15 protein-coding genes are annotated in these 17656 nt (G+C 48.9%); 3 read left to right on the top strand and 12 right to left on the bottom strand.

Annotated elements, in window-relative coordinates; translation table 11 throughout:
- The first annotated feature begins 29 nt into the window (after positions 1-29).
- Positions 30-1766 carry a S41 family peptidase gene (locus NZM05_02570; protein MCS7012504.1) on the top strand — a complete coding sequence of 579 codons (1737 nt, stop codon included), beginning with the start codon at positions 30-32 and terminating at the stop codon, positions 1764-1766.
- A 3-nt stretch (positions 1767-1769) separates the two neighbouring features.
- Entirely contained in the window at positions 1770-2702 is a 933-nt protein-coding gene (locus NZM05_02565) for a class I SAM-dependent methyltransferase (protein MCS7012503.1), read from the top strand.
- 78 nt (positions 2703-2780) lie between these two features.
- Here NZM05_02565 and sdhA read toward each other — a convergent pair whose 3' ends face one another.
- From sdhA to NZM05_02510, 11 genes are all read right to left on the bottom strand, one after another.
- Positions 2781-4547, bottom strand: coding sequence for a succinate dehydrogenase flavoprotein subunit (gene sdhA, locus NZM05_02560; GenBank protein MCS7012502.1), 1767 nt, complete (start codon positions 4545-4547; stop codon positions 2781-2783).
- A gap of 50 nt (positions 4548-4597) precedes the next feature.
- On the bottom strand, positions 4598-5077 hold the full coding sequence (locus NZM05_02555) for a Uma2 family endonuclease (GenBank protein MCS7012501.1): 480 nt from the start codon (positions 5075-5077) through the stop codon (positions 4598-4600).
- A 19-nt stretch (positions 5078-5096) separates the two neighbouring features.
- Positions 5097-5603, bottom strand: coding sequence for a succinate dehydrogenase, hydrophobic membrane anchor protein (gene sdhD / locus NZM05_02550; protein ID MCS7012500.1), 507 nt, complete (start codon positions 5601-5603; stop codon positions 5097-5099).
- An 18-nt stretch (positions 5604-5621) separates the two neighbouring features.
- Positions 5622-6065, bottom strand: a complete 444-nt coding sequence (gene sdhC, locus NZM05_02545) for a succinate dehydrogenase, cytochrome b556 subunit (GenBank protein MCS7012499.1) — start codon at positions 6063-6065, stop codon at positions 5622-5624.
- A gap of 190 nt (positions 6066-6255) precedes the next feature.
- Positions 6256-7362: a glutamine-hydrolyzing carbamoyl-phosphate synthase small subunit gene (carA, locus tag NZM05_02540; protein MCS7012498.1), complete on the bottom strand. Its 1107-nt coding sequence runs from the start codon at positions 7360-7362 to the stop codon at positions 6256-6258.
- Between the two features lie 4 nt (positions 7363-7366).
- Positions 7367-7726: a preprotein translocase subunit YajC gene (yajC, locus tag NZM05_02535; GenBank protein MCS7012497.1), complete on the bottom strand. Its 360-nt coding sequence runs from the start codon at positions 7724-7726 to the stop codon at positions 7367-7369.
- 145 nt (positions 7727-7871) lie between these two features.
- Positions 7872-9146, bottom strand: coding sequence for a DUF1015 domain-containing protein (locus NZM05_02530; GenBank protein MCS7012496.1), 1275 nt, complete (start codon positions 9144-9146; stop codon positions 7872-7874).
- Positions 9147-9162: 16 nt separating this feature from the next.
- A complete protein-coding gene (locus NZM05_02525) occupies positions 9163-9876 on the bottom strand; it encodes a segregation/condensation protein A (protein MCS7012495.1) in 714 nt (237 codons plus the stop codon).
- 94 nt (positions 9877-9970) lie between these two features.
- Positions 9971-10963 (bottom strand): response regulator, encoded by a 993-nt coding sequence (locus NZM05_02520; GenBank protein MCS7012494.1) that lies wholly within the window; start codon positions 10961-10963, stop codon positions 9971-9973.
- Between the two features lie 75 nt (positions 10964-11038).
- Complete coding sequence (locus NZM05_02515) at positions 11039-12625, bottom strand: ATP-binding protein (GenBank protein ID MCS7012493.1); 1587 nt, start codon at positions 12623-12625, stop codon at positions 11039-11041.
- A 127-nt stretch (positions 12626-12752) separates the two neighbouring features.
- The gene (locus NZM05_02510; protein MCS7012492.1) at positions 12753-13691 is read right to left on the bottom strand and encodes a TIGR01777 family oxidoreductase; all 939 of its coding nucleotides are present in this window, start codon (positions 13689-13691) and stop codon (positions 12753-12755) included.
- 294 nt (positions 13692-13985) lie between these two features.
- Between NZM05_02510 and mutL the strand changes: the two genes are divergently transcribed.
- Positions 13986-15836 carry a DNA mismatch repair endonuclease MutL gene (mutL, locus tag NZM05_02505; protein ID MCS7012491.1) on the top strand — a complete coding sequence of 617 codons (1851 nt, stop codon included), beginning with the start codon at positions 13986-13988 and terminating at the stop codon, positions 15834-15836.
- A gap of 8 nt (positions 15837-15844) precedes the next feature.
- On the opposite strand, the gene mrdA is transcribed toward mutL, so the two are convergent.
- On the bottom strand, positions 15845-17650 hold the full coding sequence (gene mrdA, locus NZM05_02500; GenBank protein ID MCS7012490.1) for a penicillin-binding protein 2: 1806 nt from the start codon (positions 17648-17650) through the stop codon (positions 15845-15847).
- Positions 17651-17656 lie beyond the last annotated feature (6 nt).

Raw genomic sequence — 17656 nt, 5'->3', positions numbered from 1 at the left:
CACATAATAGCTCAAACTCTCTTGCAACGATGAAGAAACATCCTTTGGCTACGCGCCTTGTTGCCATCTTGCTTGCCGTGTCGGTGTTCGTGGTCGGGGCAGGCTTTATCCGTCCATCTGACTCTTTTTTTGAAATCGCCAAGAATATCGAGCTGCTTGGCAAAGTCTATCGTGAAATTGCGATGAATTATGTTGATGAAATTTCCATCTCCGAGTTTATGCGCGCAGGCATTGACGGTATGCTCTCGACCTTAGACCCCTACACTGTGTTTATGGACGAAGAGCAATCGGAAGATGTCGACCAGCTGACAACGGGCAAGTATGCGGGCATTGGGGTCTCAATTGGCTCTGACCGTGAAGGTGGTGTAGTGATTTATTCCATTACTGATGGCTATTCTGCGCAGAAGGCTGGAATGCGCATTGGCGATAGAATCATCAAGGTCAACGGGATGGATGTGCGGCGAAAAGATGTCTCTGAGGTGCGCGCACTGATTAAAGGCGAGCCTAACACTGAAGTCAAAATTACAGTGGAGCGGGAAGGAGAACGCCACCCATTGGAGTTTACGCTCATTCGTCGTGAAATTCAGATTAAAAATGTGCCATATGCGGGTCTTATTGACGATGAAACCATCGGCTACATTCGCTTAGAGCGATTCAGCCTCAATGCAGCTAATGAAGTGGCTGACGCCTTGCAAGCACTGCAAGATTCTGCACGCGCGAAAGGAAAATCTCTGCAGGGCGTAGTTTTAGACCTGCGTGGCAATCCAGGTGGTCTCTTAGATGCAGCGGTCAATATTGCGGGTAAGTTTGTCGAGCAAGGCAGCGTGATTGTAACTACACGCGGACGCGACTCTCTACGCGTCAAGACATATGTTTCTTCCACGCCTCCTCTTCTCAAAGAGACGCCCCTTGCTGTGCTTATTAACAACAACAGCGCTTCAGCGTCGGAAATTGTAGCTGGGGCTATTCAGGACTTGGATCGTGGCGTAGTAGTAGGCACACGCTCTTTTGGTAAGGGACTGGTGCAGACCATCACACGCTTGCCTTACAACACTTCACTTAAAATTACGACGGCGAAATACTACACGCCTTCCGGTCGGCTCATTCAGGAAGTGGATTATTTCCATCGCAATAAGCGCGAAGGGAAGCGTTCTGTCTTTGTCAATGAGCCTGATACGGTGCGTCAAGCTTTCAAGACCAGAGGCGGACGCATTGTCTATGATGGTGGAGGCATTACCCCTGATTTAGAAGTACCTGATGATGTGCCTTCCGTTGTCGAGTCGGCGCTATATCGCCGTTCTGCCTTCTTTAAGTTTGCCAATCAATACCGCAGTAAGCACCCGAATCTGCCCAAAGATTTCAAAGCTGATGACAAGCTCTTTGCTGAATTTAGAGCCTTCCTTGACCGCGACAATTTTCTCTACGATTCAGAAGGCGAAAAAAAGTTAGCAGAGCTTTCAGAAATTGCTGTGCGATACGATTACAATGAAAACCTTCGCAAGCAAATTGCAGATCTGCAAGCTGCGATTTCCGCTGAGAAAGAAAAAGAGCTGTTGCGTCAGAAATCACGCATTCTTAGCGTCTTGGAGCGAGAAATTCTCACCCGCTACTACGGCGACCAAGCTGGGCTAATTGCTGGCTTAAAATCTGACAAACAGCTTAAAGCTGCAATCGCCTTGCTTAAAGACCAAAAGAGATACAAAGCAATGCTTGCCGCTGGACATCAAGTCGGGGGTGCAATAATGTCTAAAAAAGTCAAGAGATAGTGTATGCCGCCAACGGAGTTCGAACCAGAGTCACCTGTAAAATCCGTGCAAGCCTTTTGGAACACTGAGGCATGCGGTACTCACTTCATTCAGGATTTCAGGGACGACAAAGAGTTCTACGACAAATATCGTGCCTTTCGCTACCAAGTCGAGTGGCACATTCCGCAGCTTGTGCCTTTTGCAGAAGCCAGAGGCAAATCGGTCTTAGAAATTGGCTGTGGCAATGGCGCTGACGGTGTGCTCTTTGCGCAGCACGGTGCAATTTATACGGGAGTTGATCTTACGCCAACCGCTGTGGAAGCTACACGTAAGCACTTCGCGGTGATGAACCTATCTGGCACCTTCCAAGTGGAGAATGCAGAGAGTCTGAGCTTTGCAGACGAACAGTTTGATATAGTCTATTCACATGGTGTCTTGCATCACACCCCGAATCCCATCAACGCGTTCAATGAAGTGTATCGTGTCCTGAAAAAAGGAGGTCGGGCTATTATTATGCTTTATCACAAGCATAGCTTCAATTACTACGTGCGCATTATGCTCTATATGCGTGCGCGCGTGCTGCTAAAAATTCTGCTGCGGCTTGGCAAGCATCGCTCCGACCGTGAACGATTGCACAAGAACCTGTTAGGCATTAGGGGCAACAGCAACAAAAGCATTTGGCAATTGCACTACGAGAATTTCTTGCGGCAAGGTTGGTCATACTTGAAATCAGAAAACTTTGTGCACCACTGCACGGACGGCCCTGAGTGCCCGTTTGCATATGTCTACACAAAGCACGAAATAGAAAAGCTCTTTTCACGCTTTACCCACCTTGAAATGAAAGTTGCTCACTTCCCGCTGCGCAAGTATCGCTTCGGCAAGTGGATTCCCCTTTGGTTGGAACAGGCACTTGCATCTAAAATTGGGTGGTATCTGTTCATTTTTGCAACGAAGTAAGGAAGCATAGGCTTGCACAGAAACAAGAAAAGCGAACTTGGAGTCAGTTCGCTTTCTTGTGCGTAGCAAACTCTCGCTCTAATACTTTCGCTCTTTCGGGACGAATTTGTCACGATACTCCCAATCACGTTCTGCCAGTGCCATATTGACTGGTTTGTAGGAAATTTCTGTGCTGCCATCTTCATGCACGAGGCAGAGCGTATGCTTGAGCCAGTTTGCATCGTCACGCTTGGGATAATCTTCACGGGCGTGTGCGCCGCGTGACTCTTTGCGGTGATATGCCCCCTCAATAATCGTAGCAGAATACTCAATCATAAACTGCAGCTCAACTGCATCGAGCAAATCGGTGTTAAACTCTTTGCCTTTGTCTTGCACCACCACATTTTTTGCGCGCTCACGCAACTTCTTAATGTCGCGGCAGGCTTCTGCTAAGAGTTCTTCGGTGCGAAAGACCCCAACCTTATCCATCATCATCTGTTGCAAGTCTTCTCGAATCTTCGCCACGCTTTCTCCTTGCGTGCGTGAAAGAATTGCATTGAGCTTTTCTCGCACCTTCTTATCTGCATCTTTTGGCAGTGGCATCTTGCCTTTGGTCTCTTGCACGAACTTGACCATATCCTTGCCTGCACGGCGACCAAACACAATTAGATCCAAGAGTGAGTTTGTGCCCAAGCGATTAGCACCGTGCACCGATACGCAAGCCACTTCTCCTGCTGCCCAAAAGCCTACCTTTACATCGTTTTTTGCATTATATAGCACGCGCCCATCCACATTAGTGGGAATGCCCCCCATTGCATAGTGGCAAGTCGGCTGTACAGGGATTGGGTGCTTTGATGGATCCACCCCCAAGTAGATTTTCGCGAAAGTAGAAATTTCTGGTAGTTTCGTCTCAATTTGCTTCAGCGTAAGGTGCGTAAGGTCAAGGTTGATGTAGTCCTTATTTTTGCCCACACCGCGCCCTTCACGCACTTCCAGATACATTGCACGTGAAATCATATCGCGCGGTGCAAGGTCTTTAACTGTGGGCGCATAGCGTTCCATAAAGCGCTCACCTGCTGCATTGCGCAACACGCCGCCTTCCCCGCGCGCACCTTCCGTAACCAGAATACCCAAGCGATATAGTCCTGTAGGATGAAACTGCACAAATTCCATATCTTCGAGCGGAATACCGTGCTGCATAGCAATTGCTAACCCGTCTCCTGTATTGGCGTGAGCATTTGAAGTGGTCTTGTAAGCTCGCCCAAATCCACCTGTGGCAAACATTACGGCTTTGGCATGAAAGAGGTCAATATCGCCCGTGCGGATGTTGTAGGTTACCACACCGCAGATTACGCCATCGGTCTCACACAAATCCAGCACTTGGAACTCATTGTAGAAGCGCACTTTTCGCTTGATGCACTGTTCATACAGCGTGTGGAGGCATACGTGTCCTGTGCGGTCGGCTGCATAGCAGGCTCTGCGGACAGGTGCTTCGCCAAAATTACGCGTGTGCCCACCAAACGGACGTTGTGCAATTTTGCCGTCCTTCGTGCGTGAAAAAGGCACGCCAAAGTGTTCCATCTCAATGATGGCGCGTGGGGCATCATTGCACATAATCTCAATCGCATCTTGGTCGCCAAGGTAGTCTGAACCCTTTACGGTGTCAAAAGCATGCCAGATAGGGTAATCTTCTTCTTCATTGCCAAGCGCGGCGCAAATACCACCTTGTGCAGCTCCTGAATGAGACCGCAAAGGATGCAGTTTCGAGATAACGGCTACATCACAATACTCTGCAGCCTCCACGGCGGCACGTAGTCCAGCCAGCCCTGCGCCTACAATGACTATTTCGTGGTTAAATACTGCCATACTCCCTGCGCTTCGTTTGAATTTTGCATTAGAGAAATTTTCCCAGACGACTATGCGCCGAAAAGCTCTTCAATCGTAATGTGGACACCTGTCTGTTCATCTTTCACTTCACCGCTTGCAACTACTATAGGCCGCTCTTTTGCCGAGTAGATTGCAATCATACGCAGTGACGGGAATATGACCCAGACTACCTGTACTCCTGCACGATGATACTGCTGAACTCTCTCTTCCAATTCTGAAAGTCGCTGCGCGGGAGAAAGAATCTCCATAACTAACAGCGGTGCTTCCGTCACTTTCACTTCGTCATGCTGCCAGTCGTCGGGACGCTTTGGATAGATTGCTAAATCAGGTGTAGCATCTTTTTCTGGCAAAGCCAGTGTAACTTCACTCACTATGTCATACTGTGTGCCGTAACGATTTAGCAAGACTTGAGATAGCCTTGCCTGTATTTTTCCGTGATTCCTGCTTGGCACTGGCTTCCCACGTTCAAGCTCATACTCTGACGGCGCTACTTCAATCACGGCTTCCATTGTCTCTATTGTCCCACGCTCAGTTTGGCAAAAGTTGGCTCAGGCTAAAACTTGGTGGATTGTATGGACCTGCGGTCAGCACAGTTTGTGCCCCAATCACAAACAGCGAAATTGCCAGCACCCAGCAAGTTGCTACGAGTGTAAGTCGCACACCTTGATGCTTAGCGTAGTCGTCAATAATGTTGAGCATACCATTAAAACCGTGATACAGCCCAAAGATGAGAAAGAGTAAGTCAAAGACTTTCCAGAGTGGATTAGACAGTCGCTTGGTTACTTTTTCGTAGGTAATGATATGTTCACCTAACTTTGGATCAGTAATCAATCCTGCTTCCACCGCTTTTTTGTATTCAGGATATTTCTCGGCGTAGGCTGCACGAATTTGCCTGTATTCCTCTTCATCAGCGAGGTAGTCGGTGGGCATGTGTTGCACCCAGAAGTGCCCAATGAGCGTAGCTAAGAGCAAAATGCCTGAAATGCGCTGAAAAAACCAGCCGAAAGCACCACTTCGCTTTGCTTCTCGCTTCATTTTCAAAACTCCTTTCTCTTATTTGAAGAGCGGCGTGATAAAATATGGGGCAACAATCGGATAGCCACCGAGCAAAATGATAAGGGCAGATAGCACCAGCGTTACGTAGAACATTCTCTTTTGCTTAGGCGACCAGCCCAGAAAATCTACCATCACGATACGAAAGCCATTGATGGAGTGATAGGTCACGATTGCCAGCAGCGCCAACTCACCCAGTTTGAAGAGTGGGCTACGATATGAACTCATCAGGGCATCGAACTTAGCAGGGTCATACAGCGCCCGCAAGCCAAAAATGTGAATGATGAGGTAAATCACCATTCCAATGCCAGAAATGCGGTGCAAAAGCCACGCCCACATTCCGGGTCGCCACTTGTATTCTAAGATGCGCCGTATTGCACTCTGGAAGCCTGCAAAGTAGGGAAGTTTTGCGGCGGTTTTCGGGTTCTGTGTCTCAACTGCCATACTACGTTACTACCTTTCTTAGTTTGAAGCATTCTTTGTTACAGCTGCTGCGTTCAGCAGAGAGGATTAACGCAAAAAATGCTACGAAAATTTACTGCTCTTTTGCCTCAATCCAAAGGCGCATATGCTGCTGCATTGCAAAGCGGTTTAGACGCATGCAAAAAGTGCAGGCAATTTGCACCTCTCACCCTCAGTCGCGATACTCCTCCATCAACCTTGTAAACTGTGTGAAAAGGTAATGTGAGTCGTGTGGCCCTGGCGATGCCTCTGGGTGATACTGCACGCTGAAAATCGGCAGGCTCTTGTGCCGAAAGCCCTCTACGGTCTCATCGTAGAGATTTAGGTGCGTGAGTTCCAGTTGCTTAGGCATAGACTTGCGATTGACCGCAAAGCCGTGATTTTGTGCAGTAATCTCAATCTGTTCAGTTATCAAATTCTTGACAGGGTGATTGCTACCATGGTGTCCGAACTTGAGCTTGTAGGTCTCTGCGCCAAATGCAAGCGCCAAAAGCTGATGCCCTAAGCAGATACCAAAAATTGGCAATTCTCGCTTAGCAAATTTCGGGTTTGCAAGTTGTTGAATCGTGTCAATAGCGTAGCCGAGTGGCTCAGGGTCTCCGGGACCGTTGGAGAGAAACACGCCATCGGGACGCATCGCCAGCACTTCTTCAGCTGTTGTTCGAGCTGGCACTACAGTTACTTTGCAGCCTACTTGCCTTAGCAAGTTCAGGATATTACGCTTGATGCCAAAATCAAACGCCACCACGCGATACTGCGCTGTCTCCAAGCGCTCCCACTCATATGGTTCTGCTGTCGAGACATAGCTTGCCAAATCCAGTCCAACCATCTCTGGAAGATTCCGCGCGCGGGCAACCAGCGTATCAAGGCTCTGCTCTGCAGTTGTGATAATGCCACGCTGCGCCCCTTTCTTGCGTAGAAGCCGCACCAGCTTGCGCGTGTCAATACCGGCTAAGCCAGGGCGACGGTGTGCAACTAAAAATTCTTCCAACGTTTGTTCAGCCGCAAAATTGCTCGCAATCGGTGAAAGCTCTTTAATAATCAGCCCTGCAGCCCAGACCTTCGCCGACTCTACATCTTTCTGATTTGCACCGTAGTTGCCAATTAGTGGATAGGCCATTACGACAATTTGACCTGCGTAGGAGGGATCGGTCAGAATCTCTTGATAGCCCGTATATGCGGTGTTGAAGACGACCTCGCCTTCGGCTTCTGCATCGTATCCGAAAGCAATGCCTTCAAACACATCACCACTTTCCAACACCAGTTTCGCCCGTCTCATTGGCTTAATCCTTAGGCTCGAGTTTATTTGCCGTCTCTGTCTTTTCTACCGTTGCAATAGCAGAGCGGTCAAATTTTAGCCGCACATTTTCGCTAGCCTGAATGACGACGGTCTTCTTTTCTGGATTGATTTCCACAATCGTGCCATGCAATCCACCTATAGTTACTACCTTATCGCCCTTCTTTAAGGCATCAAGCGCCTTCTGACGCTCTTTCTCCTTTTGCTGTTGTGGGCGAATCATAAAGAAGTAAAAGACCAACACAATCAGGATAAGTGGCACGATTTGAATCAGTGGGTTCGGCGTTTCGTTTGGATTTCCACTTGGCGGTGCCAGTAGAAAGAAAATCGATAGAAGCGTCAACATGTTCTACTTTGCTTGTTAAAGCCTTCCGTTAGTTTTGAATTGAAATCTCAAGATACATGCCTGCTTGCTCTCTTACAATCTCGAACCTGCTTCTGAAAGTTTCTTACCCGTCCCTATGCCAGTCAGCAATGTAACGCTACACTGACTACACCAGACGATACATCACTGTGCCTGTGAGCACTTTCGGATAAAAGAAAGTGGATTTCTGTGGCATTACTTCACCGATTTTGGACACTGCCTCTACTTCAGCTACGCTTGTTGGGTTCATTATGAACCCCAGCTGTGCTTTGCCTTGCTCTACTTGCTCAAAGACCTCATCCATATCCTTCGAGTAATTGAGGTTGGTTTGCAATGCTTGCGCCTCCGGCGACAGGCCTAAGAATTTGCCGATGATAAGGTGATGAAGCAGCGTTACATCTAAGGTTTTCAAGGCCGCAGGCATTGCATCGGGAATGGCGGTCTCCAAATCGCAGGTTAAGTGCAAGCCCCAAATTTGGCCTTTCGCAACGACCCCAAAGGCGTGATGCAGATGCCTTGCTAAAAAGGCTTTTAGACTGAGCTTGTCAGGCAGCGGCTCGATGCGAAAGTAGGTTTGCAAACGATGCAGCAAGTCACTTAGTTCAAATTGCGGAAGGCTATGCACGAGCCGATGAGTTGGAAACACCACTAAGCCCTCATCAAACATATTGGTTAGGAAAATCATAATGAAGTTATAGGCTTCGCTGCCTTGATGATGTGGATTCTCTGCGCGCCGCAAGTTGCGATAGTTCAGCGCCGTTTCATAGCGGTGATGCCCATCGGCGATGAAAATTTGCTTTTCTCGCAGCGTTGCAACCACCTGCTCAATGATGCCAGTATGTGTGCATCGCCAGACGCGATTGCGCGTTTGCTGGTAATCGATTGCATCAATGAAGGGCGCTTGTGAGTCAGTGATAGACGCTAATGCGGCTTCAACTTCTTTCTTTGCATCACTATAAAGTCCAAAGATTGGGCTGATATTTGCCTGAGTCTTAACAAAGAGTTGCAAGCGATCTTTTTTCGGTCCCGAAAGTGTCTTCTCGTGGGGCAATACGATGCCCTCACTGAATTCGTAGAGCTTGCAGCATGCAATAAACCCTTTTCGCGTATAGACTTTGCCTTCTTTCGTTGTGAAAGTCTGGTGATAGGGATAGATTGCGGGCTTTTCATCTTGCCTCAGCACCCCGCTTGCCAGCCATTGGCTGAGTCGCTCAGCTGCTGCCTCATACTTATTTTCTTCTTTGGGCAGCTCAAGCCGCACCGCATTATATTCTGACTTTGCATACAGCGCCGCTTGCATTTCTTCTGAAATCACATCGTAAGGTGGACAGAGCACATCTTCGAATGAAGCAATGCGCTCTGGATTGTAGGTAATACCTCTGAACGCTGCAATTTCAGCCATACAGGTGGGTTAGTTTTTATGTCGCTTTGGTCACCCAGAAGTCACTGTAGTCGTCGCGCACAATAATGTGAATCAGGTGTGACTTTGCCATTTCCAAGATAGCCAGAAAAGTTACGATCACCACAATTCGCTCGGTCGCATCTTGCACAAACTCTCGAAACGACAGCTGGATAGTCTGTGAAAGGCGATCTAAAATTTTCTGTGTTTGCTCCTCAATAGTAACGGGAACGCGTGGAATCTCGTGCACCGTCTTTTTGGGAATGTGCGACAGTGCATATTGGTAGGCTTGGATGAGGTCAAAAAGCGTAGGACGCCTAAGCGATGATTCATCTACAATGGGAGCATCAATTGACTCAAAGTGTGTGCGCGCAAAGTGCTTGCGCCGCTGCTCTTCCAGTGCTTGCATCGCCAGTGCCATTTCCTTGTAGCGCTTGTATTCCAAAAGTCGCTGCACTAGCTCTGTGCGTGGGTCAAATTCATCTAACTCTCCGTCTGATGACTCTGGGCGTGGCAAAAGCATTTTGGCTTTGATGCTCATTAGCACCGATGCCATGTAGATGAAATCAGCCGCCACTTCAAGGTTTAGTGTTTGCAGTGCATCAAGGTATGCTAAAAAGTCACTTGTGATTTTGGAAATCGGAATGTCGTAAATGTTTAGCTCATCGCGCTTGATGAAAAAAAGTAGAAGGTCAAGTGGGCCTTCAAACTCTGAGAGCGCTACACGATACATACTGTCAAGTTTGCCAAGTTAAAGCTGATGAAAGTGGTGCAAAAATAAAAAAGTCGCCCAGAGGGAGCGACCCAAAAGTGTAGCAGAGTAGTGGTTACCCAACGCCAAAGAGCTTTTTGGCAGCACGGAGCTTTTCACGCCACCAGTTGCCTTTCTCTGTAGCTTGTTGCTCAATGAGCTTCGGCGCAACTTTTTGAGCTACGGCGTGAATGTTGCGCGTGGGCTGTGTCTTGTAGGTGCGTGCCCTTGCAAACGCAAGCTGGATAGTCTTATCCAAGTCTTCCACAGAGCACGGCTTGACATGGTAGCGATAGACCTGAAACTCATTGATAGACTTAATAGCCAGCAAGGCATCTCGCACCTGTGTCAGGAGAATCGTCACGATGTCAGGATACTCCTGCTTGACCGCATAGAGAAAATCCATTCCATCTTCGCTGTTCAAGTTAAGGTCTGTCACCATCACCTCCACAGGATTTTTAGAAAGCAAATCAAATGCCTCCTGAATTGAGCCAGCTGGCAGAACTTTATACTTCTTCTCAAAGACCTTTGTCATCGTGTTCAGCTGCTCGCGGTTGAATTCTACGATGAGCAAATAGCCTTGCTGTTCGCTTGGTGGCGGTGGCGGCTCTTCTTCAACCAGCTCCTCCACAGGCACATTCGCTTTGTTTTTCAAAATCTCCGAGCGGTCAGGATAGACCTGACTGACCTTGAGCGCAATTTCAGCAGCCGCACTTACGGTCTCACGAAGCTGGTCAACTTTCCAAGGCTTCGTAAGGTAGCGGAAGACTTCGCCCGAGTTCACGGAGTTCATAATCGCATCAAGGTCGCTGTAGCCAGTGAGCAAAATCCGAATTGTGCCTGGACTTATTGTCTTGATGATACGCAAGACCTCATGTCCCAGCATTCCTGGCATACGCTGGTCGCTCAGAACGACATGGATTTGATTCTGACGGACAATCTCAATTGCATCCTTGCCATTTGTTGCCGTAAAGATGTTATACTGCCTACGGAAGGTTGCCGAGAGCGATTGCAGCACTAGTGGCTCATCATCAACCAAGAGCAGATTGATTTGCGGATTTGTAGACATAGAACTCTCACCCTGTTTGAAGAGTTTTGCGAAAATATATCTTTTCCAGCGGTTTTTTGCGAATGCTAAGCAAATTTAGTTGAGCGCTGGCACGTTTTCAAACACCCGTTCTTCCTTGATTTCAGTCTTCATCGGCAGGTAGATGAAAAAGTCTGTACCTTTGCCGACTACACTCTTCACCTCAATACGACCCTTATGCCCTTCTTCAATAATTTTCCGTGAAATAGACAGCCCCATACCCGTGCCTTGACCTACTGGCTTGGTCGTGAAAAATGGGTCGAAAATTTTGTTGATAATCTCCTTTGGTATGCCCATACCATCGTCTGAGATTTGTATGACCACCTCGGCAGCTTTGGGTGAAATGTAGGTCTTCAACCAGATGTTACCTTGCCCTTTGTGTTTTTCAATCGCATAGGCTGCATTGGAAATCAGATTCAGGAACACTTGGTTTAGCTGGGCTGGCGCACAGAGGACTTTCGGCAATTGTGCGTATTCCTTGTGAACCGTTACATGGCGCTTCAAGAGATGGTTTGCAATCACCAGTGTGGAGTCTAAGCACTCATTGACATCAGCCATCTGCATCATAGACTGGTCGAGGCGAGAGAAGTTCTTGAGATTGACAATTAGTTCTTGAATGCGGTCAATACCCTGCAAGGCACTCTGAATCATCATTTTGTTTTCTTCAACTACGCCGATTTGCTCCAGCTCATCTAACTTCTTGACGGTCTCAGGAATCTTTTTCTCTACCTCTTCATAGTTGCCTCTCGCAAGATCTTTGAAAACGCTGCTGGCGCTCTGGAACACTGCCTGCAGTTCTTTTTCATTCTCCGCAATGATTTCTACATTGTTGCGCACAAAGCCAAGCGGGGTATTCATTTCGTGAGCCAGACCTGCGACCATCTGACCGAGCGAAGCCATCTTCTCGGACTGCACCAGCTGACTCTGGGAATCTTGAATGATTTTGGCTTGCTTTCTCAGTGAAATCGTCAGCCGCACAGCCATTGCAGCAAACACCAGAATGCTTGCCAAGAGCGCAAAGACCTGAATAGTTTGCAGGCGGTTTTGTCGCTCGGTAGCCAGCTCACCGAGCTTGACGATAAAGTCGCGGTTATCGGCAAGAATCGGCTCATCATTTTGCACAGCAAAATCAATTGCTGCTAGTAGCATGTCAGGGTTAATCTTGCGCGTGGCTTCATACTGATGCGAAATACCAATCAAGGAATCGGCGCGGGGATACCATTTGCTTGCAATATCCATCACAAACTTGCGCGCGCGCTCATCTTTAACAGGGTCAATTTGATACTCAACGCCCTCCAAAATGATCTTGCCACCTCTGTCCAGTGCCTTCACTGTGCCATCAAAGACCTCAATGGAGCGGCGGTAAAGACGGAAACTGGTGTCAATCGTTGCGAGCTTCTGTTCAGCTAGCGCAAACTGTGTGCTGTCGCCCGCAATTAGCTCATACTCAGCCAGCGTCGTCTGCGTCTTGAGCAAGTTGCGGTAAGCACGGCTCCAGTATTCTTGTTGCTTAGTAGCGCAAAAGATTTGTTCAGCATCGCGGCGGCTTTCCGTAGAAAGATTGATGTTGAGCACAAACACTGCGGCAACCAGTGCCAGAAAAAGCACGCCATAGATGACCAGTTCAGTGTACTGGAACGTCAATTGCTGACTATCACCCTTTTTCGCCATGGTTCTAACGAAGTTTGGTTATCAGTATCAGTATTTGCAGACTTGATAACTAAGCTCTCTATTGCCACCTGACTTGGTGCTTGCTCAGCGCACTCTGCTGCTACTTTCCGCGCTGAATCAGGTCCCGCAACGCATCTTCCAGTCTTGGATACTGAAAAGTATAACCCAGCTCCAAGAGCCGCTTTGGAATGACACGCTGACCTTCAGCAATCACATCTGCCGCTTCGCCAAAGAGCACTTGCAAGGCTGCTTTTGGCACAGGAAAAATGGACGGTCGTGATAACACTCGCCCCAACGTTGACGCCAGCACAGACATCATCACTGGTTCTGGCGCTGTAGCATTGAGCGCTCCGCTGACATCGGCTCGGTCTAAGGCAAAGAGGAAAATCCCGACTTCGTCATCAAGGTGAATCCAAGAGACCCATTGCTTGCCGCTGCCGATAGGACCGCCTGCAAACAGGCGAAATGGCGTTAGCATTTTTTCCAGTGCCCCGCTCTTGGTAGAAAGCACAACACCTGTTCGCACAACAACGGTTCGCACGCCGAGTGCCTGTGCAGCCAGCGCTTCTTTCTCCCAGTCTATGCAAACCTTAGCCAGAAAGTCAGATGCAGGCGGTGCACTTTCGTCCAGCGCTGGCACGGCTTCCCCGTAGCCCTGAACGCCATAGTAACCGACTGCGGACCCAGAAACGAAGACGGAAGGTCGCTTAGCAGCGCGCGCCAGTGCTTGGACTATATAGCGCGTGCTTAGAACGCGTGTGTCGTAGATTTGCCGCTTGTAGTCATCATTCCAGCGTTGCGCTACAGGTGCGCCCGCCAGATGAATCACTGCGTCCGCTTTACTTAGCGCTTCTTGCCAGCCTCCTTCGCTTTGGTATGCCTCCCAATGAACATACTCCGCTGCGCCCGGCAACTGCGTTGCAGCCCTCTGGGGGTCTCGCGTGAAGACAATTACGTTATCCCCCCGCTGGCGCAGTTGCCTAAAGAGCTCTGACCCGATGAGTCCTGTGCCACCGGTCAGAATTACCGTCTTTGCCATGAAGAGATTTTACCCTAACTGCAAACTTACAAAAGAAAAAAATCGTTCAAAAATCCTAAAGAAACTTAACGTAGACGCAACACGAACCTGTTTTGATGCAAACACCAAAATTCTCTCTTTGCATTTCAGCTTTCTTCGGAGAACGGAAGGCAACACTGGCTTAACTTCTACGGGAAAGTGTCAGCGCCTCTTTGAACAGTGCCACTGAATTTCGGGCACACGCTGAACCTGATGCTAAGAAACTGTGTTGAGTGCAGTGATGAGTGACTCTTACCTGTCTAAACTTGATGTGCAATGGCTCTCATCAAGAAACTACCTGATGCAGTTGCTAATAAAATTGCCGCTGGTGAAGTGGTGCAGCGCCCTGCTTCAGTTGTGAAGGAATTAGTGGAAAACGCTATTGATGCGGGTGCAGATGATATTTTGGTTCTTGTCAAAGACGCAGGCAAAACGCTCATTCAGGTCATTGACAACGGCTGCGGCATGGCATCAGACGACGCCGTGCTTGCTTTTGAGCGCTTTGCGACTAGCAAAATCTCCGATGTAGAAGACTTGGAGAATTTGCATACACTTGGCTTTCGTGGTGAAGCTCTCGCCAGCATTGCTGCGGTAGCGCAAGTGGAGCTAAAAACTAAGCGGCGTGAAGATACGGTGGCAACGCTAGTGCGCATTGAGGGCGGTATGCTCCAAGATACGGCTGCTGTGCAAGGCGCAGATGGCACGTCTGTCAGCGTGCGTAACCTTTTTTTCAACATTCCTGCACGGCGCAAATTTCTTAAATCAAATGCTACGGAGTTCAAGCACATCTATGAAGCCGTTCAAGCACAGGCGCTTGTTCATACTGACATTGCCTTCGCTCTGGTCTCAGATGGGGAGGATGTCTTTCGCCTCAAAAGTGGCTCGCTGCCAGAACGACTTGATGCTTTCTTTGGTCAAGATTTCAGTAAAGGACTCATTGAAGTTTCAGGCGGCAATTCGCTTCTTTCGCTCAAGGGCTACATTAGCAAGCCTGCTATGATGAAGCGCAGCAAAAATGAGCAGTTTCTTTTCATCAATGAACGCGTGGTGCACAGCCGCCTCATTTCGCACGCAGTGATGCAAGCCTTCGGAGAACTGCTTCTTGAACGGCAGCAACCGTTCTTTTGCTTACATCTCACGCTGCCCCCGCGACATATTGATGTAAATGTGCACCCCTCAAAAATGGAGGTGAAGTTCGAAGATGAACGCAATGTCTATAACTTGGTTTATGCCATCGTGCGCGATGCTGTGCGGCAGATTGACTACGCACCAACTGTCAAGTTAGAAGAAAAGTCTGAGGCGCCTTTGTTACCCATTTCAATGCATTCCTCCTCTGTAGAGCCTGAGTTCATTGGACTGGCTAAGCGCTTGCGCTACGAGACCACAGACCGAGATAGCCGCACTTCGCGTATACTCTACGAAGATTACCAGACTTTCCGACAAGCCACTGCGTCGGAACCATCTAACCAGCGGCACCGTAGCAGCTCAAGCCTACTGCCTGACTCGCCCCAGCAACTTGTCTTCCCTTCCGACACCGCTCCTCCGGAGGAGAAGACCAATGAGCGATTTGTTTGGCAGGTTCACAACAAGTATATCCTGACACAAATCAAGTCGGGGCTAATGATTATTGACCAGCATGTTGCGCACGAGCGCATTCTCTATGAGCGCGCGCTGGCAATTATGAATTCTGGTGTGCCGCATTCGCAGCAACTGCTTTTTCCTCACCGCATTGAGCTTAAACCATGGGAAGCCGAGATTTTGGAACAAATCCGCGATGACCTGATTCGACTGGGCTTTTCATTCCGAATGTTTGGCAGTCGCACGCTACTGGTCGAGGGCATTCCGCCTGATGTGCGTCCGGGGTCAGAGGAACGCATTTTGCAAGAGATTCTTGAGCAGTATCAAACTTATACGCAAACGCTTTCGCTGGGGCAAAGGGAGAGATTGGCTGCCTCATATGCGTGCCGCAGCTCGATTATGGCAGGAGATCGACTCACCGCACACGAGATGCAGGTGCTGATTGACCAGCTTTTTGCTACTTCAATGCCTTATGTCTGTCCACACGGTCGCCCAATTATCATCAAACTTTCGCTTGAAGAGCTGGATAAGATGTTCGGCAGAACATAGCGCTGCATTTAAGGCACACTTAGCGACAACAAGGTTTGGGTTGAGTCTTGCGCAGGCATGCGCCTGAGATAATGCTCTATGAGCTTGCCTGCAATCGGTGCCGCCACCGCGCCACCGAACCCTGCGTTTTCTACCAAGACACACACTGCAATGGTCGGCTTGTCATACGGCGCAAAGCCGATGAACCAAGCGTGGTCTTCGCCGTGTGGGTTCTGAGCTGTGCCAGTCTTACCTGCTACTTCAATACCGGGAACTTGGGCAGCTCTGCCTGTGCCTTCTGAGACACAGAGCCGCATTCCATTGCGCACAATGTCGAGGGTCGTCTTTGAAATAGGTAAGGGCTTATGTTCAAATTGCGGGTAGCGCAGTTCCCCTGTTTGTTTGTCACGATAGGCTCTGAGCAGATGCGGTTGCACCAGTGTGCCCAAGTTTGCCAGTGCTGCCACGTAGCGCGCCATCTGAATCGGCGTGGCACCAATATCGCCTTGACCAATACCCAGATTCACCAAAAAGCCATCGTGCCAGCCGACTTTATAAGGCCCATAGCGTTTGTTGAAATACTCACGCGTGGGCAAGGGCGGCGTTTGTTCATCGGCAATATCTAAGCCTGTCTTTTCACCAAACCCGAAAAGCGATGCGTATTTTGCCCAGCGGTCTAGTCCAACCCGCAAAACCAGTTGGTAGAAGTAGCTATTGCAGGAGTGTTGAATTGCACGGACAACGTCCATTCCACCATGTCCTTTGCCACGATGGCAGAGAAAGTTTTTGTCGCCAAACTTGAAGTAGCCTGAGCAGCCAAAGATGGTTGAGGGCGTGATGACTTTTTCTTCCAGCGCAGCAATTGCACAAATCATCTTGAAGGTTGAACCCGGCGGATAGCGCGTTTGAGTCGTGCGATTAAAGAGCGGATTTTTGGGGTCTTTGACTAATGCATTCCAAGTTGCAGCGTCGGTCGAGCCTTCCAGCAGCGCAGGGTCATAATCTGGTTTGCTGACCATAGCCAGCACCTCCCCATTCTGGGGATTCAGGGCTACGATAGAGCCAGACTTCCCTGTAGCTGTCAGCAAACTTTCTGCCACTGCCTGCAGCGATGCATCCAAGGTCAGAAACAAATCGCTGCCTCGCTGGGCAGGAACATGCTGAGCCCCGCCTTCATACTCGGCAATTTGCTTGCCTAATGAATTCACAATCATCAGCTTGTAGCCACGCTGACCACGTAGGTATTCTTCATATGTTTTTTCCAGCCCAGCATAGCCGATAATGTCGTCACGTGCATAGATGTCTTTCGGCAATTTCTCCAGCATCTGCTTTGAGATAAACTTTGTGTAGCCTAAGATATGCGAGGCACTGAAATCTTTGCGTGGATACTTACGCTTGTTTTCCATTACGACATCAATGCCCGGCAATCGCCAGAGATGCTCTTGCAAGCGGCAAAAGGCTGGAAAGCTAATGTCGCGTAAAATGCGAGAGGGCGCATATCGACTATAACTCTCTGCTTCTTTGATTTTGTCTGCAAGGAACTGCTCGCTCACTCCGAGCAGCGCTGCCACCTCAGGAAGTTTGGTCTTGTCAAATTCGGCTGGCACAATTTGCACCGAATACTGGGGCTGGTTTTCCACGATAGGAATCCCATTGCGGTCGTAAATCGTGCCGCGTGATGCATCAACGGGAATTTTGCGTACGCTATTTTGCGAAGAAATTTGACCTAGCGCTTGCGACGAGATAACCTGCAAGTAAAACAGCCTTCCAACCAACACTGCAAAAATGAGGCTTAATGCGCCATAAATCAGTGGCGAAATCGACTTGTCTTGCATTATTGA

Source organism: Chloroherpetonaceae bacterium, assembly GCA_025056565.1.
GTDB lineage: Bacteria > Bacteroidota > Chlorobiia > Chlorobiales > Thermochlorobacteraceae > Thermochlorobacter.
Note: the sequence above shows the minus strand (reverse complement) of the source record. Positions and strands in the feature narration are given on the sequence as shown.